The organism is Microbacterium sp. zg-Y818 (genome assembly GCF_030246905.1).
Taxonomy (GTDB): domain Bacteria; phylum Actinomycetota; class Actinomycetes; order Actinomycetales; family Microbacteriaceae; genus Microbacterium.
Map to the genome: position 1 here is coordinate 1496588 of NZ_CP126741.1, position 18924 is coordinate 1515511.

The 18924-nt window shown below is 70.0% G+C and carries 21 protein-coding genes and 2 tRNA genes; 10 read left to right on the forward strand and 13 right to left on the reverse strand.

Going from position 1 to position 18924, the window contains the following annotated elements; genetic code table 11:
- Positions 1-7 precede the first annotated feature (7 nt).
- Entirely contained in the window at positions 8-856 is an 849-nt protein-coding gene (locus QNO21_RS06875; RefSeq protein ID WP_257519031.1) for an acyl-CoA thioesterase, read from the forward strand.
- A gap of 48 nt (positions 857-904) precedes the next feature.
- On the opposite strand, the gene QNO21_RS06880 is transcribed toward QNO21_RS06875, so the two are convergent.
- The 4 genes from QNO21_RS06880 to ssb form a co-directional block, all read right to left on the reverse strand.
- The gene (locus QNO21_RS06880; RefSeq protein WP_257515667.1) at positions 905-1399 is read right to left on the reverse strand and encodes an acyl-CoA thioesterase; all 495 of its coding nucleotides are present in this window, start codon (positions 1397-1399) and stop codon (positions 905-907) included.
- A complete protein-coding gene (ettA, locus tag QNO21_RS06885) occupies positions 1392-3071 on the reverse strand; it encodes an energy-dependent translational throttle protein EttA (RefSeq protein WP_257515666.1) in 1680 nt (559 codons plus the stop codon). The genes QNO21_RS06880 and ettA overlap by 8 nt, the downstream gene beginning before the upstream one ends.
- Before the next feature lie 159 nt (positions 3072-3230).
- A complete protein-coding gene (locus tag QNO21_RS06890) occupies positions 3231-3560 on the reverse strand; it encodes a DUF6993 domain-containing protein (protein ID WP_257519008.1) in 330 nt (109 codons plus the stop codon).
- Positions 3561-3821: 261 nt separating this feature from the next.
- Positions 3822-4400, reverse strand: coding sequence for a single-stranded DNA-binding protein (ssb, locus tag QNO21_RS06895; RefSeq protein WP_257515696.1), 579 nt, complete (start codon positions 4398-4400; stop codon positions 3822-3824).
- A gap of 239 nt (positions 4401-4639) precedes the next feature.
- On the opposite strand from ssb, the gene QNO21_RS06900 reads away from it, so the two are divergent.
- Positions 4640-4888 carry a hypothetical protein gene (locus QNO21_RS06900; RefSeq protein ID WP_257519009.1) on the forward strand — a complete coding sequence of 83 codons (249 nt, stop codon included), beginning with the start codon at positions 4640-4642 and terminating at the stop codon, positions 4886-4888.
- 65 nt (positions 4889-4953) lie between these two features.
- The gene (gene yczE / locus QNO21_RS06905; RefSeq protein ID WP_257515694.1) at positions 4954-5571 is read left to right on the forward strand and encodes a membrane protein YczE; all 618 of its coding nucleotides are present in this window, start codon (positions 4954-4956) and stop codon (positions 5569-5571) included.
- Positions 5572-5574: 3 nt separating this feature from the next.
- On the opposite strand, the gene QNO21_RS06910 is transcribed toward yczE, so the two are convergent.
- Complete coding sequence (locus tag QNO21_RS06910; protein ID WP_257515693.1) at positions 5575-5787, reverse strand: methyltransferase; 213 nt, start codon at positions 5785-5787, stop codon at positions 5575-5577.
- A 102-nt stretch (positions 5788-5889) separates the two neighbouring features.
- Here QNO21_RS06910 and QNO21_RS06915 point away from each other — a divergent pair.
- The 6 genes from QNO21_RS06915 to QNO21_RS06940 all read left to right on the forward strand — a co-directional run bounded on the left by QNO21_RS06915 (position 5890) and on the right by QNO21_RS06940 (position 7918).
- A tRNA-Arg gene (locus QNO21_RS06915) sits at positions 5890-5962 on the forward strand.
- Positions 5963-6002: 40 nt separating this feature from the next.
- Positions 6003-6629 (forward strand): oligoribonuclease, encoded by a 627-nt coding sequence (orn, locus tag QNO21_RS06920; RefSeq protein ID WP_257515692.1) that lies wholly within the window; start codon positions 6003-6005, stop codon positions 6627-6629.
- Between the two features lie 38 nt (positions 6630-6667).
- Positions 6668-6743: transfer RNA gene (locus QNO21_RS06925), tRNA-His, on the forward strand.
- 22 nt (positions 6744-6765) lie between these two features.
- Positions 6766-7116, forward strand: coding sequence for a metallopeptidase family protein (locus QNO21_RS06930; RefSeq protein WP_257519010.1), 351 nt, complete (start codon positions 6766-6768; stop codon positions 7114-7116).
- Positions 7107-7412, forward strand: coding sequence for an ATP-dependent Clp protease adapter ClpS (gene clpS, locus QNO21_RS06935; protein WP_257515690.1), 306 nt, complete (start codon positions 7107-7109; stop codon positions 7410-7412). Before QNO21_RS06930 ends, clpS begins: the two co-directional genes overlap by 10 nt.
- The gene (locus QNO21_RS06940) at positions 7409-7918 is read left to right on the forward strand and encodes a DUF2017 family protein (RefSeq protein ID WP_257519011.1); all 510 of its coding nucleotides are present in this window, start codon (positions 7409-7411) and stop codon (positions 7916-7918) included. The genes clpS and QNO21_RS06940 overlap by 4 nt, the downstream gene beginning before the upstream one ends.
- 25 nt (positions 7919-7943) lie before the next feature.
- Here the strand turns inward: QNO21_RS06940 and QNO21_RS06945 are convergent, their stop codons facing one another.
- From QNO21_RS06945 to gatC, 6 genes are all read right to left on the reverse strand, one after another.
- On the reverse strand, positions 7944-8447 hold the full coding sequence (locus tag QNO21_RS06945) for a nucleoside/nucleotide kinase family protein (RefSeq protein WP_257515688.1): 504 nt from the start codon (positions 8445-8447) through the stop codon (positions 7944-7946).
- A gap of 64 nt (positions 8448-8511) precedes the next feature.
- A complete protein-coding gene (locus QNO21_RS06950; RefSeq protein WP_257519012.1) occupies positions 8512-8832 on the reverse strand; it encodes a hypothetical protein in 321 nt (106 codons plus the stop codon).
- A 47-nt stretch (positions 8833-8879) separates the two neighbouring features.
- Complete coding sequence (locus QNO21_RS06955; protein WP_257515686.1) at positions 8880-10157, reverse strand: DNA polymerase IV; 1278 nt, start codon at positions 10155-10157, stop codon at positions 8880-8882.
- A 121-nt stretch (positions 10158-10278) separates the two neighbouring features.
- Entirely contained in the window at positions 10279-11808 is a 1530-nt protein-coding gene (gatB, locus tag QNO21_RS06960) for an Asp-tRNA(Asn)/Glu-tRNA(Gln) amidotransferase subunit GatB (protein ID WP_257519013.1), read from the reverse strand.
- The gene (gene gatA / locus QNO21_RS06965; RefSeq protein ID WP_257519014.1) at positions 11808-13319 is read right to left on the reverse strand and encodes an Asp-tRNA(Asn)/Glu-tRNA(Gln) amidotransferase subunit GatA; all 1512 of its coding nucleotides are present in this window, start codon (positions 13317-13319) and stop codon (positions 11808-11810) included. The genes gatB and gatA overlap by 1 nt, the downstream gene beginning before the upstream one ends.
- Entirely contained in the window at positions 13316-13615 is a 300-nt protein-coding gene (gene gatC, locus QNO21_RS06970; RefSeq protein WP_257493326.1) for an Asp-tRNA(Asn)/Glu-tRNA(Gln) amidotransferase subunit GatC, read from the reverse strand. Before gatC ends, gatA begins: the two co-directional genes overlap by 4 nt.
- A 96-nt stretch (positions 13616-13711) precedes the next feature.
- On the opposite strand from gatC, the gene QNO21_RS06975 reads away from it, so the two are divergent.
- A complete protein-coding gene (locus QNO21_RS06975) occupies positions 13712-15412 on the forward strand; it encodes a long-chain-fatty-acid--CoA ligase (protein WP_257519015.1) in 1701 nt (566 codons plus the stop codon).
- Between the two features lie 54 nt (positions 15413-15466).
- Here the strand turns inward: QNO21_RS06975 and ligA are convergent, their stop codons facing one another.
- Together ligA and mnmA are read right to left on the reverse strand one after the other, a co-directional pair.
- The gene (gene ligA, locus QNO21_RS06980) at positions 15467-17791 is read right to left on the reverse strand and encodes an NAD-dependent DNA ligase LigA (RefSeq protein ID WP_257519016.1); all 2325 of its coding nucleotides are present in this window, start codon (positions 17789-17791) and stop codon (positions 15467-15469) included.
- 28 nt (positions 17792-17819) lie between these two features.
- Complete coding sequence (gene mnmA / locus QNO21_RS06985) at positions 17820-18917, reverse strand: tRNA 2-thiouridine(34) synthase MnmA (protein WP_257519017.1); 1098 nt, start codon at positions 18915-18917, stop codon at positions 17820-17822.
- Positions 18918-18924 lie beyond the last annotated feature (7 nt).

Genomic DNA, 18924 nt, shown 5'->3' on the forward strand with positions numbered 1-18924 from the left:
CGCCACGATGCTCTCGGTCATCGACCTGGCGGCGTCCGCTGCCCGTACCACCGAGGACATCTTCACGGGGGCCTCGCACGCGATGCCGAGCGGTCGCGTATTCGGAGGGCAGGTGCTGGCGCAGGCGATCACCGCCGCCGCGCGGACCCTCCCGCCCGAGCGCGTGCCGCACTCGATGCACGGGTACTTCCTGCGCCCGGGCGACGTCACCAAGGGGATCACCCTGTCGGTGGACCGCATCCACGACGGTCGGTCGTTCTCGACCCGCCGCACCCAGGCTTATCAGGAGGGCGTGCCGATCTTCTCGATGATCGCGTCCTTCGAAGACGAGGACCCCGGGGTCGAGCACGGAGCGCCGATGCCGTCGGACGTGCCCGCACCCGAGGACCTCCCCGGTACGGAGGTGCTCGACCCCTCCCGCCACCCGCTGTCTGTGCGGGTACTGGGCGGTGGCCCCATCGAGTGCCGGTACGTGACCTCCCCGATCTACGACACCGTCGAGGGCGCTCACACGCCGCACCAGGCGGTATGGATGCGCACCCGCTCTCCCCTGCCCGACGACCCGGCGGTCCACCGGGCCGTGCTGGCGTACCTGAGCGATCTGACGATTCAGGAGACCGTGCTGCGCGCTCACGGGCTGCCGTGGTCGACGCCGGGGCTCAAGGTGGCGAGCCTCGATCACGCGATGTGGTGGCACCGGTTCGGTCGGGTGGACGAGTGGGTGCTCTACACGCAGGAATCGCCGAGCGCGCGTGGCGGCCGCGGGCTCGCCACGGGCCGCATCCACAGCCGCGACGGCCGGCTGCTGGCCACGGTCGCCCAGGAGATCATGATCCGGGTCCCCGGCGGCAGCTGACGGCCGGCCGCGACGGCCGCGGGTGTTCGGCGCCGTGGCTGCGGGTCTTCAGCGGCGGTGTGCGTACACGATCGGCTCACCAACGTACGGCGCCCAGGCCTGCCGCATCTCCGTGGTGAGGCGCACGGGGCGGCCGGTGGCGCTGCTCACCATCACCACGACCGCCGTCGAGCGGGCATAGAGGGTGCGCGGCGACTCCCCGAGCGGGCTGTAGACGTCGTAGCAGACGTCGATGCTCGAGCCGCCGAGGCGCCCGATCCACAGCTGCACATCGAGCGGTCGCTGCTGGTAGGGCACCGGAGCGAGGTACTCGATCTCCTGGCGCGCGATGAGGGTCATCGTCTCCGCGCCGGCGCTCAGGCCGGAATCGAGCACGGCGGTCGGAGGACCTTCCATGCCCGCGTCAGGGCGCCAGAAGGCACGAAGGCGAGCCTCCTCGAGCAGCTTGAGCATCGAGGTGTTGTTGACGTGATTGAGTGCGTCCAGATCGCCCCACCGCAGCGGGATGGGGACGTGGATCCGCAACGGGGCGGCGTCAGTCACGCGTGAGCTTGCGGTACGTCGACCGGTGCGGGTTGGCCGCGTCGGGGCCGAGTCGCTCGATCTTGTTCGCCTCGTAGGCCTCGAAGTTGCCCTCGAACCAGTACCACTGGCCGGGGTTCTCCTCGGTGCCCTCGTAGGAGAGGATGTGCGTCGCGATGCGGTCGAGGAACCACCGGTCGTGGGTGATGACCACCGCGCAGCCGGGGAACTCCAGCAGGGCGTTCTCGAGCGACTGCAGGGTCTCGACGTCCAGGTCGTTGGTGGGCTCGTCGAGCAGCAGCAGGTTGCCGCCCTCCTTGAGGGTGAGGGCGAGGTTCAGACGGTTGCGCTCACCACCGGAGAGCACGCCGGCCTTCTTCTGCTGGTCCGGTCCCTTGAATCCGAACTTCGACACGTACGCGCGCGACGGGATCTCGATCTTGCCCACCGTGATGATGTCCAGACCGTCGGAGACGACCTCCCACAGCGACTTGTTGGGGTCGATGTTCGAGCGGGTCTGGTCGACGTAGCTGATCTTGACCGTCTCGCCGATCTTCAGCTGGCCGCCGTCGAGCGGCTCGAGCCCCACGATCGTCTTGAAAAGGGTGGTCTTGCCGACGCCGTTCGGGCCGATGACTCCGACGATGCCGTTCGGCGGCAGGCTGAAGCTCAGGCCCTCGATCAGCGGACGGCCGTCGAAGCCCTTCTCGAGCTTCTTGGCCTCGATGACGATCCCACCCAGGCGCGGCCCCGGCGGGATCTGGATCTCTTCGAAGTCCAGCTTGCGGGTGCGGTCCGCCTCAGCGGCCATCTCCTCGTAGCGCGCCAGACGCGACTTCGACTTGGCCTGGCGCCCCTTGGCGTTGGAGCGGACCCATTCGAGTTCGTCGGCGAGCCGTTTGGCGAGCTTGGCGTCCTTCTTGCCCTGAACGGCGAGGCGCTCGCCCTTCTTCTCCAGGTACGTCGAGTAGTTGCCCTCATAGGCGATCAGCCGACCACGGTCGACTTCGGCGACCCATTGCGCGACGTTGTCGAGGAAGTACCGGTCGTGTGTGACGGCGATGACGGCGCCCGAGTACTTCTGCAGGTGCTGCTCGAGCCAGAGCACACTCTCGGCGTCGAGGTGGTTGGTGGGCTCGTCGAGAAGCAGCAGGTCGGGCTTCTGCAACAGCAGCTTCGTCAGCGCGACACGGCGCTTCTCGCCGCCGGAGAGGTTCGCCACCGAGGCGTCGGCCGGGGGCGTGCGCAGGGCGTCCATCGCCTGCTCGAGCTGGGAGTCGAGGTCCCAGGCATCCGCCGCGTCGATCTCCTCCTGCAGCGTGCCCATCTCCGCCAGAAGCGCATCGAAGTCGGCATCGGGGTCGGACATGAGCGCCGAGATCTCGTTGAAACGGTCGACCTTCGCCTTGATGGCGATGCCCTCCTGGATGTTCTCCAGCACCGTCTTGGACTCGTCGAGCTCCGGCTCCTGCATGAGGATGCCGACGGTGAAGCCGGGGGTGAGCTTCGCCTCGCCGTTGGAGGGGGTGTCCATCCCCGCCATGATCTTCAGGATCGTCGACTTGCCGGCGCCGTTCGGTCCGACCATGCCGATCTTCGCGCCCGGCAGGAACGACATGGTGACGTCGTCCAGGATCAGCTTGTCGCCGACCGCTTTGCGGGCACGGACCATCTGGTAGATGTACTCAGCCACGGGGGTAAACGCTCCTTAGATGCGCGGGAATCGGATGCTCGAGAGCATCGTCGCGCGGCGACAGGACATGCGAGAGGTCCTCAGCCACACCCGGTCAAGTCTACGGGGCGTTCTGGTCGGCCCCGCCCGGGGCGCCGGGGGCGCCCGGGACCGCCGAACTCACCAGTCGATGGGGCGGGTCTCGCCCAGCAGGCAGACGCCGCCGGCGAGTGCCGGTACGACCGACGTCACGAGGGCGCCGGTGACCGGACCGACCTGACCCAGGAGGCACTCCTCTCCCCACTGGACGGAGAACTCCAGCGTCTCGGCCGCGTTGCCGATCGTCGACATGTCTTCCGTCACCTGCATCGCCCCTTTGTCGAAGCCCGCGGCGACCAGGGCATCGACGTAGGCTCGCCCTTCGGCGTTCTGCGGCGACTCCCACACCGTCTGCGCGACGGCGGTGAACAGGGGCAGGTTGTCTTCGGCGGAGCCGTCGGGCAAGAGCACCGGACCGGTCGGCTCAGGCGTCGAGGCGGAGGGCGTAGGCGCCGGCTCGACGGCCGTCGTGGGCGCCGGCTCGGGTACCGGAGTCGCCGCGCACCCCGTCGCGAGGAGCAGTGCACTCGCGAGGGTCAGCGCGGCTCGCCCGGCGCGCCCACCCGAACGCCCACCGCGCGCAACCGCGACCGGAGTTCCTGGTTCAGGGGCAGATGACGTGGGATGACGGAGCACCCCGGAAGTCTAGGGTGAGTGCGCCTCCCCACGAGGTCAGAAGGGCGTCTCCTCGCCGTCTGCGAGGTGCGGCGCGCCCGCGGTGACGAGCGCGGGTTCCCCCGTCGACGGGGTCGAGGGGTCCCCCGCTGCACCCGGCCCGGCGGTGTTCCCGTTTTCGTCGTCCGAACCACCCGCGGGCGGCAGCGCCCAGCCGTCGGCGTCGACGTGAGCGGTCGGAGCAGGCTCCGCCGGCACGCCACCGGGCGCCTCGGCTCCACGCGCCGCGCGGGTGAAGGTGGTGGTGCCCCAGCGCAGGTCGGGCCCGATGGCGTGCGCGTCGACATCGGCGGTGACCCCGCTGCGACTGTCGTTCTCCCAGGTGCGCAGGCGCAGGGTGCCGACCACGATGACGCGGTCTCCCTTGCGCAAGGACCTCAGCGCGTGCTCGGCCAGGCTGCGGAACGCCGACACGTGGTACCAGTTCGTATAGGCGTCGACCCACGTGTTCGCTTCCTTGTCGAACCGACGCTGAGTACTGCCGACACGGAAGGCGACGACGACGTCGCCGCCGGCCGTGGACCTCCGCTCCGGATCGGCGGCGAGGTTGCCGGTGACGGTGATCAATTCGCTCATGGTGGGACCTGTCCTCTCGATGTGGAGCGGGGGTTTCCCCGCCGCTTCGGCACCCGCGTGCCCGTCGGGTGCCGAAGCGCTTCCACCATGCCCATGCCGGACCGCAGGCGATGCGGGCAGGCACCCGTTCCGGGGATGCATCCGCGCGATCCCCTCCTGTGGAGGGCGCGGTGCCTGCTGTGCCCGGCGCGAACCGGGATGTCCGTGGTCGGACATACGTTCGAGTCCAGGAGGCGTCGATGATCACAATGCAGGCCCCCGTGCTGGTGAAGTCCGCGACGGGCAGCAAGCTCGTCGACGCCGCGCCTGACCTCTGGCGCGTGGTCAGCCGCGACGGACGCGTGGTCGGGCACCTCGGCCGCGTAGCCGAGGGATCCGACGTGAGGTACAGGGCGCTCCGCTACCACCCGGGCCGGGGCCGGCTCATCCCGATCGGCGAGTTCTGGTCTGCCGACGATGCCGTGCAGTGCTTGTTCTCGAGCCGGTGACGTCGGCGAGGACGCCCCGCGTCACAAACGCGCCCGGCCCGCGAATCGTGCGGTTGACTGACGGTGTGACACGACGGGTGCTGCAACTGCTGGGAGGGCTGCTGCTCTTCGGGGCGGGCTGCGCTCTGATGGTGCAGGCGGGCATCGGTTTGGATCCCTGGACCGTGCTGGCCCAGGGGATCTCTCGGCAGACCGGGATCGGCATCGGCTGGGTGGCCAACCTGCTCGGATTCCTGGTGCTTCTCCTGTGGATCCCGCTGCGTCAGCGGCCCGGGGTTGGCACGGTGGCCAACATCGCCCTCGTCGGCACCAGCATGCAGCTGACGATCTGGGTCGTCCCCCCGCCGACCGGCTGGCTCGCGCAGGGTGCGGTGTTCTTCGCCGGGCTCGTGGCCGTAGGCGTGGCATCCGGCCTCTACATCGGCGCGCGGTTCGGACCCGGCCCGCGCGACGGGCTGATGACGGGCCTCAACGCGCGGTTCGGCTGGCCGATCTGGACCTGCCGTTTGGTGGTCGAAGCGACCGTGCTGGTGGCCGGGTGGCTGCTGGGTGGCACGGTCGGACTGGGAACCGTGCTGTTCGCCGTGCTCATCGGACCGCTCGTGCACGCCACGCTGCCGTGGTTCGACACGCGGCGTCCCTCGGCGAAGGAACCCGCCGAGGCGCCGCAGCCTTCCGCGTGACCCTCAGTGCTCGCGGAACTGCGGCCACTCCGAGCCCGGGGTCATCTGCGCGTGCAGTGCACCCTTCGCAGCCTCCATCGACGGATACATCCCGTGCACGTCGTCGGCTCCCGCCATGGTGACGACGTAGGCCTCCTCCATCTTTCGGATCGTTCCGGCGACGCCCCCGCTCCCGTATGCCACCCAGAGCTGCGTGCGCTTCTCACCTGCACTCATCCTCGAACCCCTTTCGACACGTGCACGCTACGCCGCAGATCGGCGGACCGCCATGGACCCCCCCACCGAAGTCGGCACGTGATCCCGGTAGCCTGGACGGGACCCCCCGTAGCTCAGTGGATAGAGCAGGAGCCTTCTAATCTCTTGGTCAGGCGTTCGAATCGCCTCGGGGGGACGTCAGGTCGGCGTCGGGGGCCACACGTAGGATGGAGCCCATGGTGGCGGCTTCAGAAAACGACAGGCTCGTGTGGATCGACTGCGAGATGACGGGACTGGACCTCGCCGTCGATGAGATCGTCGAGATCGCCATCGTGATCACCGACTTCGAACTGCGCGCAGTCGATCCGGGTTTCCAGATCGTCATCAAGCCGGATGCCTCGGCGCTGGCGAACATGAACGACTTCGTGACCACGATGCACGAGTCCTCCGGACTGCTCGCCGAGTTGCCGCAGGGCGTCAGCCTCGCGCAGGCCGAGCACGAGGCCCTGGAGTACATCCAGCGCTTCGTCCCCGTCGAGGGCAAGGCTCCCCTCGCGGGCAACACGATCGGCACCGACCGCATGTTCCTCGCCAAGTACATGCCGCGTGTCGACCGCTGGCTGCACTACCGCAACGTCGACGTCTCGAGCATCAAAGAGCTCTCGCGGCGCTGGTACCCCCGCGCGTACTTCAACGCGCCGGCGAAAGAGGGCGGGCACCGGGCCCTCGCGGACATCCAGGAATCGATCCGCGAACTCGCGTACTACCGCGCCGCGGTCTTCGTGCCCGAGCCGGGTCCCTCCAGCGACGAGGCACGTGCCGCCGCGGCATCGGCCGTGTCGTCATTCGCTCCAGAGATGTGAGAGAATTTAGAGGTTGCCCGCTCAGGCGGGAAGACATGGTGGGTATAGCTCAGTTGGTAGAGCGCGGCCTTGTGGTGGCCGATGTCGCGGGTTCGAGCCCCGTTACTCACCCCAAGAAGTGCCGAGAGGCACGATGATGATCGATATGGATGCTGCGGCGTTCGAGGCGCTCGTCGTGGACGAACTGGATCGCCTTCCGGATGACATGGTCGGCGGACTCGACAACGTCGTGTTCGTCGTCGAGGACCTCCCCGAAGACGGCAGCCTCGATCTGTTCGGCCTGTACGACGGCTGGGCCCTCACCGAGCGCGACCGCTACGGCATGGGCGAACTGCCCGACCGCATCATCGTCTATCGGCAGCCGCACCTGCACGCCTGCGGGTCGGTCGAAGAGCTTCGCGACGAGGTGCACACCACGCTGGTGCACGAGATCGCGCACTTCTACGGCATCGACGACGACCGCCTGCACGAACTGGGATGGGCCTGATGGGCCTCGCAACGCCGGATCTCGACGAGATCACACGTCTGGACGAGCTCGCCGAAGCTGACCGTCCGTGGCAGACGGTGGTGTGGAACGACCCGGTCAACCTCATGAGCTACGTCGTGCACGTGTTCCGCGAGTACTTCGGGCACTCCCCCGAGGTCGCGACCCGCCTCATGCTCGCCGTCCACCACGAAGGACGCGCGGTCGTCGCGGAGGGTGCACGCGAACAGATGGAGCTGCACACGCAGGCGATGCACGACTACGGGCTCTGGGCGACCGTGCAGCAGGCGCCGGCATGACCGACACCGGTCCCATCGTCATGGAGATCACCCTCGTCGAGGGTGCCCACCTCGCCGACCTCGTCTCGCAATTCCTCGAGCTGCTCGATGAGGGCGGCCGTTCGGGCGCTCGCCCGCCCGATGACCCGGCCATCGCGCGACTCGTCCCGGACGCGTACCGGGACGACGCGGATGCCGCGCGTGAATTCCGCGCGCTGACGGCATCCGATCTGCTGGGTCGCCGCCGCGACGATGCGCGCGCCGTGCTCGACGACCTCTCCCCCGGCGGACAGGGGCTGCATCTCACTGACGTGCCTCCCGATTCCCTTGCCGAGACACTCGCGGTGACGCTCACGGGCGAGCGCGGCCGCGCCTGGTTGCGCACCCTGAACGCGCTGCGCCTCGTGCTGGCGACCCGCTTGGGCATCGACGGCGAGGACGACCACGACGCCGGTGACCGGCGCTTCGCCATCTACGACTGGCTCGGCTATCGGCTGGACGGATTGGTCGCCGCACTCGGGCGATGACCTGAGCCGCTTCGCGGCCGTTTCGTCAGGGGATCTGGAAGACGTGCGTCGCGCGCTCGCGAGGGCTGTTGCGTGCGAGGTGGCGTTCTTCCTGCTCGGCCCAGCGAGTCCAGTACGGGCGGAAACCGTCGCCGTCGCGCGCCAGTGCCCGCGCTTGGCGGGAGACCGCCGGCGACTCGAGCCACGCGCGCACGTCGCCGAGCCGCGCGTTCTCCGGGGTGAGCAGGCCCGCGCCCTCGACGATCAGTGGCAGGGAGGGGTCCACCGCGTGCGCCTCGGCGCGCGTGCCGGACTCCCAGTCCCACCGCTGCCAGACACCGATCAACCCGCGCGCGTGGGGGCGGAGGATCTGGTCGCGCGCGTAGACGGCACCCTCAAAGAGGCCGTCCCACCCGGGATACAGGGAGTCCAGCGCCACCAGCTGCACCCGACCGCGCTGCGGCCATCGGGCCACCAGTTCGCGCGCGAGCGTGGACTTTCCCGCGCCGCTGCGGCCGTCGATGAGGACCACCGGATTGGACGCGCCCACGGCTCGTACCGCAGCGACGAGACGATCCGTCGCCGCGCGAAGAGCCGGGGACAGCGCGCGGTCGTTACTTCTTGAGGGCGCGGATGACACGGCTCAGTGCGCGACCGGCGACCCAGACGAAGGGAATCGCCACCGCGAGGAACGAGACGATGTTCGGCTCGAACCGCAGATCATCGCCCTTGCGCACGTATGCGCCGAGCGGGATGGCATAGCCGCCACCGCCCCCGCCGCCGTTCCCGTCGGCATCCGCTCCGCCGCCGAACCCCGTCCAGGCGAGGGCGACAGGGACGAGGGTGATGCCGTCGAGCTCCTGCTTCTCTCCGTAGACGCTGGTGACGCCGTAAGAAGCGGACTGCTTGCCGAGGTCCAGTGCGATGTTGGCCATTCCCCCACCGTACCGGGCCGCGCGCCTGCGGCCCAGCATCCGGTGGGTCAGTGCTCGGGTGGGCCCTGGGGGCGGCGCTCCGGGCGGGGATTAGTCGGCAGAGCGCCGAGGTCCCGGGTGCCGCCCAGCAGCGTCGCGCGGGTGACGGCGGCGCGGCCGAATCGCTCGCGGGCTCCGTCAAGGGCCTCCTCAACGCGGCGCCAGTCCTCGTCGTCGTCCCAGAGGGCCAGTGGCGCGCCGCCGGCGGGTCGCAGGTTCTCGGCGCGCACGCCGATGAGCCGCACCGGCATGCGCAGGTCGATCTGGTGGAACAGGTCCCACGCGGCATCCCCGATGCGCTGCCCCACCGCGGTCGGTTCGGGAAGCGTCTGCGACCGGGTGAGCGTGCTGAAGTCGGCGAAGCGCAGCTTCAGGGCGATGGTGGCCGCCTCCCAGCCGTTCCCGCGCAAGCGGGCGCCGACGCGGTCGGCGAGCCGGCGCAGTTCGGTGCGCAGCACGGCGGGGTCGGCGATGTCGTCGTGGAAGGTCTCCTCATGTCCGACGCTCTTCTCGATGCGCTCGGTCTGCACCTCACGGGCATCGACGCCTCGCGCGAGGTGCCACACCCGCTCGCCCATCGCCGGACCGAGCGCTCGGTTCAGCACACCGCGCGGGGTGGCGAGCACATCGGCCACGGTGCGGATGCCGCGGGTCTCCAGCGCCACGGTCGCCTTGGGGCCGACCCCCCACAGGGCGCTCACCGGGCGCGCGGCGAGAAACGCCTGGGTGTCGGATGCGCGGACTATCAACAAGCCGTCGGGCTTGGAGATGGTGGATGCCATCTTCGCGACGTGCTTGGTGGCCGCGACCCCGACGCTGCACGTCAACCCGGTCTCGTCGAGCACGCGCACCCGCAGCAGCCGTCCGATCTCGCCGGGCGATCCCCAGAGGCGGCGCGCTCCGTGAACGTCGAGGAACGCCTCGTCGATCGACAGCGGCTCGACCAGCGGGGTGATCGAGTGGAAGATCTCCATGACCTGCTGGGACAGGGCGAGGTAGCGGTCGAAGTGCGGGGCGACGACTGTCGCCTGCGGGCACAGGCGCAGGGCCTGGCTGACCGGCATGGCCGACCGTACGCCGAAGCGGCGCGCCTCGTACGAGGCGCTCGAGACGACGCTGCGCCCCTCGGGCGACCCGATGATGATGGGCTTGCCCTTCAGCGACGGGTCGTCGAGCACCTCCACGGCGGCATAGAAGGCATCCATGTCGACGTGGAGGATGCGCGTGCCGGTGTCGTCGGCGCCGTCCGGCGAGACGATGCGCCCCGTTCCGTCCCCGCGTCCCATAACCCCATCATCCCCGCATCCCCCGACACCCGAGTGGGTATTCGGGTTCGCGAGTGAGTATTCGGTACGACGGGTGATTACTCACTCGGCTCCGCGAATACTCACTCGCGCCGGCGAATACTCACTCGGCGGCGCGGGAGAGGATCAGCTCGCGCACGCGCGCGGCGTCGGCCTGGCCCTTCATCGCCTTCATGACGGCGCCGATCACCGCTCCGGCGGCCTGCACCTTGCCGTCGCGGATCTTCGCCATCACGTCGGGCTGGGATGCCAGCGCCTCGTCGATCGCCGCGATCAGCGCGCCGTCGTCCGAGACCACCGCGAGCCCGCGGGCGTCGACGACCTCCTGTGGCGAGCCCTCGCCGGCGATGACGCCCTCGAGCACCTGCCGGGCCAGCTTGTCGTTGAGCGTGCCGGCATCGACGAGAACCTGCACCGCGGCGACATCGGCCGGCGACACCAGTTCGCTCGGCTCCCGGCCCGCCGCGTTCGCGAGGCGCGTGATCTCGCCGGTCCACCACTTGCGGGCGGCGGCGGGCGATGCGCCGGCGGCGATGGTCGCTTCGACCTCGCCCAGCAGGCCGCCGTTGGCGACGTCCTGGAACTCGAGGTCGGTGAATCCCCAGTCCGCCTTCAGCCGGCGGCGCCGGGCAGCCGGCGGCTCCGGAAGCGCCGCACGCAGCTCTTCGATCAGCTCCGCGGAGGGCACCACGGGCAGCAGGTCGGGCTCCGGGAAGTACCGGTAGTCGTCGGCGTCGGACTTCGGCCGACCGGGAGAGGTGGTGCCGGTGTCCTCGTGCCAGTGGCGCGTCTCCTGGATGATCGTGCCGCCGTCGGCGAGGATGGCCGCCTGCCGCTGGATCTCGTACCGCACCGCCCGCTCGACCGACCGCATCGAGTTGACGTTCTTCGTCTCGGTGCGGGTGCCCAGCGGCGGCGTCGGCTCACCGGGGGCGACGCGGGGACGCAGCGACACGTTCGCGTCGCAGCGGAGGTTGCCTCGCTCCATGCGGGCCTCGGAGATGCCGAGGCCACGCACGATGTCGCGGATCGTCGCGATGTACGCCTTGGCGATCTCGGGCGCGCGGTGCTCGGCCCCGATGATCGGCTTCGTCACGATCTCGACCAGCGGCACGCCGGCGCGGTTGTAGTCGACGAGCGAGTACTCGGCGCCCTGGATGCGACCGGTCGACCCGCCCATGTGGGTGAGCTTGCCGGCATCCTCCTCCATGTGCGCGCGCTCGATCGGGATCACCACGGTGTCGCCGTCGGCGAGCTCGATCTCGACCTCGCCCTCGAAAGCGATCGGCTCGTCGTACTGCGAGATCTGGTAGTTCTTGCCCAGGTCCGGGTAGAAGTAGTTCTTTCGCGCGAAGCGGCTCGACGGCGCGATCGAGCAGCCGAGGGCCAGGCCCAGGCTGATCGACGACCGAACGGCCTCGGCGTTGACCACCGGCATCGAGCCGGGAAGACCCATGTCCACCGGCGCGACGAGGGTGTTCGGACCCGCGGCGTGGTTCTTCTCGTTGGCGGGGTTGCCCGCGCCGGAGAACATCTTCGTCTCGGTGTTGAGCTCGACGTGCACCTCGAACCCGAGAACGGGCTCGAACAGTTCGAGGGCCTTGTCGAAGTCCATCAGCTTTGCCTTGGCCATCAGCGGGTCCCTCCCAGGATCGGTGCGCGGTCCAGCAGCGGGCCACCCCAGCGGTCGACGAGCATCGCCTCCACGGCGGCGCCCACTCGATACAGACGGGCGTCCTCGCGCACCGGGGCGAGGAACTGGATGCCGACGGGCAGGCCGTCCTCGGCCGCGAGCCCCGAGGGGATCGAGATGCCCGGAACCCCCGCGAGGTTCGCGGGGATGGTGGTGACGTCGTTGAGGTACATCTGCAGCGGGTCGTCGATCTTCTCGCCGAGGCGGAACGCGGTCGTCGGCGCAGAAGGCGTGGCGATGACGTCCACCTGCGTGAAGGCCTCGTCGAAGTCCCGCTGGATGAGCGTTCGCACCTTCTGGGCGGAGCCGTAGTACGCGTCGTAGTAGCCGGCCGACAGTGCGTAGGTGCCGAGGATCACGCGCCGCTTGACCTCGGGACCGAACCCGGCGTCGCGCGTGGCCGCCATGACGTCCTCGACGGTGCCGCCGGGAACGTTCACGCGCATGCCGAAGCGCACCGAATCGAACTTCGCCAGGTTGCTGGATGCCTCGGCGGGCAGGATCAGGTAGTACGCGGCGACGCCGTATTCGAAGTGCGGGGCGCTGATCTCGACGATCTCGGCGCCCTGGGCCTGCATCGCCTCGAGAGCCTCGTGGAACGATGCCGACACCCCGGCCTGGAAACCGCTGTCGGGGAGCTCCTTGATGACGCCGACCCGCAGTCCCTTGAGCACTTCGCCCCGGGCGCCCTCGCGGGCAGCCTCGGCGAACGACGGCCACCGGTCGGTGAGCGAGGTCGCGTCGTGCGGGTCGTGACCGGCGATGACGTCGTGCAGCAGCGCCGAGTCCAGCACGGTGCGCGAGACCGGCCCGACCTGGTCGAGGCTGGATGCCAGGGCGATCGCACCGTATCGGCTCACGCCGCCGTAGGTCGGCTTCATACCGACCGTGCCGGTGACGTGCGCGGGCTGGCGGATGGAGCCGCCGGTGTCCGAGCCGAGCGCGAGGGGCGCCTCGAAAGCGGCGACGGCCGCGGCCGAGCCGCCACCCGAGCCACCGGGGATGCGGTCCAGATCCCACGGGTTGTGGGTGGGGCCGTACGCCGAGTGCTCGGTGGAGGAGCCCATGGCGAACTCGTCCATGTTGGTCTTGCCCAGCGGCACGAGGCCGGCGGCGCGTGAGCGCGCGACGACCGTCGCGTCGTAGGGCGACATGAAGCCCTCGAGGATCTTCGACCCGCTCGTGGAGGGCATGTCGGTGGTGACCAGCACGTCCTTGATCGCCAGCGGGACGCCGGCGACGGGGCCGAGCTGCTCTCCGGCGGCGCGGCGGCGGTCGATGTCCGCGGCGACGTCGAGCGCGTGGTCGCTGACGTGGAGGAACGCGTGCACGTCGCCGTCGACGGCGGCGATGCGGTCGAGATGTGCCTGCGTGGCCTCGACGCTGGACACCTCGCCGGCGGTCAGAGCGGAGGCGAGGTCCGCGGCGGTCAGGCGGGTCAGATCGGTCACTGCTCTTCTCCCAGGATCGCGGTCACGCGGAAGCGGCCGTCGGCGGCGTCGGGTGCGTTCTGCAGCACCTGGTCGACGGTGAGCATGTCGCCCGGAACGTCGGGACGGAACACGTTCTGCAACGGAACCGGGTGACTCGTCGCGGGGACGTCGGCCGTGGCGACCTGCGACACCTTCGCGATGTTGTCGACGATCACGTCGAGCTGGCCGGTGAGCTGCTCGACCTCCTCGTCGCTGAGCTGGATCCGGGCGAGCACACCGAGGTGGCGGACGAGATCGGGGGTGATTTCTGACACCCCGCAAGTCTACTTGGGCCGCTCGGCAGCGCCGTGCGGATGAGCGTGCCGCTGAGCGCGACAGGGGCACCCCCGAACGCGGCCTAGGCTGTCCAGGTGATCGACGTCGACCCGCCGCGCCCCTGGATCCGCAGCTACGCAGAAGGGGTTACCGCCGACCTCGCCCCGTTGACGGGCTCTCTCGTGGACCTTGTAGCCACCTCCGCCCGTGACTTCCCCGACGCGCCGGCGCTGGAATTCTTCGGACGCGAGACCACCTACCGCGCCCTGCAGGACCAGATCGACCGGGCCGCCGCCGCCCTGCACGCCCGAGGCGTGCGAGCAGGCGATCCTGTCGCGCTCGTGCTCCCCAACTGCCCACAGCACATCGTCGCGTTCTACGCCGTGCTGCGCCTGGGCGCGGTGGTGGTGGAGCACAACCCGCTCTACACCGCCCGCGAGCTGCGCAAGCAGTTCGAGGACCACGGCGCACGTCACGCGATCGTGTGGAGCAAGGTGGTCGCGACGCTGCAGGACTTCCCCGACGATCTCCCCGTCCCCGACATCATCTCGGTCGACATCACCACCGCACTGCCGACGACCAAGCAGATCGCCCTGCGGCTACCGGTGGCCAAGGCCCGAGCATCGCGTCATGCCCTCACCGAGCCGGTCGTCGATGTGACGCCGTGGCAGCAGATCGTCGCGCACGAGCCCTTGCCGGCATCGCACCCCGGCCCCGGTACCGATGACCTCGCGATCATCCAGTACACCAGCGGCACCACCGGCAGCCCCAAGGGCGCCGCGCTCACCCACCGCAACCTGCTCGCCAACGCCGTGCAGGCGCGTTCGTGGGTGCCCAGCGTCGAGCGTGGCAAGGGGTGCGTTTTCTACGCCGTGCTTCCGATGTTCCACGCCTACGGACTGACCCTGTGCGTCACGTTCGCGATGTCGATGGGCGCGCGGCTGGTGCTGTTCCCGAAGTTCGATGCGGACCTCGTGCTGGCCGTGGTCAAGAAGCGTCCCGCCACGGTCTTCCCCCTGGTGCCCCCCATCGCCGAGCGCCTGCTGACCGTGGCGCGCGAGCGCGGCGTATCGCTGCAGGGCATCCAGATCGCCATCTCGGGCGCCATGGCGCTCCCCCACGAACTGGTGGTGCCCTTCGAGGAGGCCACCGGCGGATACCTCGTGGAGGGATACGGCCTGTCGGAGTGCTCCCCCGTTCTGATCGTGAACCCCGTCGCACCCAACCGCGAGCCGGGCACCGTGGGTCTCCCCCTCCCGGGCACCGAGTGCCGCGTCGTGGATCCCGACGAGCCGACCGTCGACGTCGCCCCGGGGGAACGCGGCGAGCTCGTCGTACGCGGGCCCCAAGTGTTCCGTGGCTACTACGGCCACCCCGAGGAGACCGAGCGAGCGTTCGTTGACGGCTGGTTCCGTACCGGCGACATCGTGACCATCGACGACGCCGGTTTCGTGCGCATCGTCGACCGCATCAAGGAGCTCATCATCACCGGCGGGTTCAACGTGGCGCCCACCGAGGTCGAGATCGCCCTGCGCCAGCACCCGCACGTGCTGGATGCCGCCGTCGTCGGCCTTCCCAGCGCCCACTCCGGCGAAGAGGTCGCCGCCGCGATCGTCGTCGACGGCGACGCCCACGTGGACATCGAGGCGGTGCGGGAGTTCGCACGCGGCATCCTCACCCCTTACAAGGTGCCCCGACGCATCTTCGTCGTCGAGGAGCTGCCGCGATCGATGATCGGCAAGGTACTGCGCCGACAGGTGCGCGAATCGCTGGAAAAGCTCATCGCGGCCGAGTGAGCGCAGCCGCCGCGGGGCGAACCCTGATCAGGGCGACCCGCGTCGGCGGCACCCTCACTCCGCGGCGGGCGGCGCCCCCAGAGCCTCGGGCCCCTGCTCGACGAGCACTTTGAACTGCGCGGCGTCGATGATGCGCACGCCCAGCTGCTCGGCCTTGGCGAGCTTGGATCCCGCCCCGGGCCCGGCGGCGACGAAGTCGGTCTTCTTCGAGACACTGGATGCCGCTTTGCCCCCTGCCGCCATGATCGCCTCGAGTGCCCCCTCGCGGGTGTAGCCCTCAAGCGACCCGGTGGCGACGACCGTCACGCCGTCGAGCACCCCGCCGCCGGCGGTCGCCGCGCCGGGTCCCGGGTGACCGGGCGTGGCCAACTGCGCGCCGGCGGCCTGCCAGCGCTCGACGATGTCGCGGTGCCAGTCCACCTCGAACCAGTCGATGAGAGCGTCGGCGATGATGCCACCCACGCCGTCGACGGCGGCGAGCTCGTCGCGGGATGCCGCGCGGATCGCGGCGACGGAGCCGAACCACTGCGCCAGCGCGCGGGCGGCCACCGGCCCGACGTGGCGGATGTTCAGCGCGACGAGGAACCGCCACAGCTCCTTGGTCTTGGCCTTCTCGAGCTCGTCGAGCAGGGTCAGCGCCTGGGCCGAGGGCTGCGGACCCGTCAGGCCCTGCTTCTTCTCGGCCGGGCTGGGGTTGCGCCGGAAGGGCGCCCGGCGCACGGGCTCACCGGTGGTGTCGTCGACACGGGGCTCGCCGGTCTCGGCATCGCGCACCACCACTTCGATGGGTACGAGCTGCTCCAGGGTCAGGTCGAACAGTCCTGCCTCGGTCTGCAGCGGCGGAACGTCCGGCACGGTGGGTTGGGTCAAGGCGGCAGCGGTCACCTCTCCCAGCGCCTCGATGTCGAGGGCGCCGCGAGAGCCGATGTGCTCCACCCGCCCTCGCACCTGAGCCGGGCAGGCGCGCGTGTTGGGGCAACGCAGGTCGATGTCGCCCTCCTTCGCCGGCGCGAGCGGCGTGCCGCACTCGGGACAGTTCGCAGGCATGACGAACGCGCGCTCCGAGCCGTCGCGCAGCTCCACGACCGGGCCCAGCACCTCAGGGATGACATCGCCCGCCTTGCGCAGCACCACCGTGTCGCCGATGAGCACGCCCTTCGCCTTGACGACCTCCTGGTTGTGCAGGGTCGCCTGCCGCACGACGCTGCCGGCCACCTGGGCCGGCGCCATGATCGCGAACGGGGTGGCGCGGCCGGTGCGGCCCACCGACACCACGATGTCGAGCAGCTTCGTGTTCACCTGCTCCGGCGGATACTTGTAGGCGATCGCCCACCGCGGAGCACGGCTGGTGGCGCCCAGCTCGCCGTGCAGGTCGAGCTCGTCGATCTTCACCACCACGCCGTCGATCTCGTGCTCGACGGCATGCCGGTGCTCGCCGTACTGCTCCACGAACGACACCACGCCGTCGACGTCGTCATAGGTTCGGAAGTACGGGCTCGTGGGCAGCCCCCATTCGGCGAGCAGCCCGTAGACCTCGCTCTGCGTGGCCACCGGCGGGTTCTGCCAGGCGCCGATGCCGTGCACGAAGAGGCGCAGCGAAGCCAGGCGCGCCTGCCCGGCCTCGAGCTCCATCCCGCTCTTCTTCTCCAGCTGCTGTCGCAGGCCACCGCTGGCGGCATTGCGCGGATTGGCGAAGGCAGGAAAGCGTCGGGCGGCGCTGCGCGTCGCCTTCTCCTCGTCGACGCCGCGGGCGAGCGACTCGGCGAGCACACGGTCGCGCAGGCGCGCCTGGAGGGCGTTGAGCTCGTCGAACGCCGCCACCGGGATGAACACCTCACCGCGCACCTCCACCAGCGGCGGGTGCCCGGTTCCCGACAACCTCGACGGGATGCCGGCCACGCGCAGCGCATTCACCGTGACGTCCTCGCCCACGCGGCCGTCACCGCGCGTGGCGGCGGAGGTGAGCACCCCGTTCTCGTAGCGCAGGCTGATCGCCAGGCCGTCGATCTTCAGCTCCGTCAGCCACCGGACGGTGCGACCGGCAGCGGCCTGCGTCTTCATGCACCAGTCGCGCAGCTCGTCCACGCTGAAGACGTTGTCGAGACTGAGCATGCGCTCGGCGTGCTCCACCGGCGCGAACATCGACGACTGCGCCGCACCCACGGTCTGCGTCGGCGAGTCCTGACCCGCAAGCTCGGGGTGCTCACGCTCGAGCTGCTCGAGCCGCCGCATCCATCCGTCGTAGGTGGCGTCGTCGACGATCTCGGCGTTCTCGCCGTAGTACGCGTCGCGTGCGTTCAGGATGCGTTCGGTGAGATCACCCGCCTCGGCTCGGGCTTCGTCGAGGGGCGCGGGCGTGAAGTCAGCGGCATCCGTCACCCCGCAAGTGTAGGACGAGCCGCCGACGTCACGCCGGGACGGGAGCCGCCGACACCGTCCGGTCGATGGTGAACTGCCCGAGCACGCGCGTGCCGACGTACAGCACAGCGGTCTGCCCCGGAGCGACACCGTCGAACGGCGTCTGCGGGGTCACCGTCAGCACCCCGTCGGCGATCTCCGCGCGTGCCGGCACCGGATCTGCGTGCGCCCGGATCTGCACGTCGCAGTCGAAGGCGTTCTCAGCGGGCGGGCGGCCGGCCCAGGTGAAGCGCTCCCCCGCGATCTGCGCGGTGGCGAGGGCCTCCTTGGGACCCACGACGACGGTGTTGGTGACGGGGCGCACCTCGAGGACGAAACGCGGCTTGCCATCTGGTGCCGGTACGCCCAGCTGCAGCCCGCGGCGCTGCCCCACCGTGAACGCGTGCGCGCCCTCATGGGTGCCCACGACCGCTCCGCTGCGGTCGAGGATCTCGCCCTGCTCGGCGCCCACGCGCTCGGCGAGCCACCCGCGGGTGTCGCCGTCGGGGATGAAGCAGATGTCGTGACTGTCGGGCTTGTGCGCGACGGTCAATCCCCGCGCTTCGGCCTCGGCGCGCACGACCGCCTTGGAGGGGGTCGTGCCGAGCGGGAAGTACGTGTGTGCCAGCTGCTCGGCGGTGAGCACTCCCAGGACATACGACTGGTCCTTGGCCGCGTCCGACGCGCGGTGCAGCTCGCGGCCGTCCGGTCCGTCGACGAGGGTCGCGTAGTGCCCGGTGCAGACGGCGTCGAATCCCAGTTCGAGGGCCCGCTCGAGAAGGGCGGCGAACTTGATCTTCTCGTTGCAGCGCATGCAGGGGTTCGGCGTGCGACCGGCCTGATACTCGGCGATGAAGTCCGCCACGACGTCGTCGCGGAAGCGTTCGGAGAAGTCCCACACGTAGAACGGGATGCCGAGCCGGTCTGCTGCCCGACGGGCGTCGAGGGCGTCCTCCACGGTGCAGCACCCGCGGCTCCCCGCGCGCAGCGTGCCACCCGCGCGGGAGAGCGCCAGGTGCACGCCGACGACGTCATGCCCGGCGTCGACCGCGCGCGCGGCGGCCACGGCGGAATCGACGCCACCGCTCATCGCTGCAAGAATTCGCATCATCCCA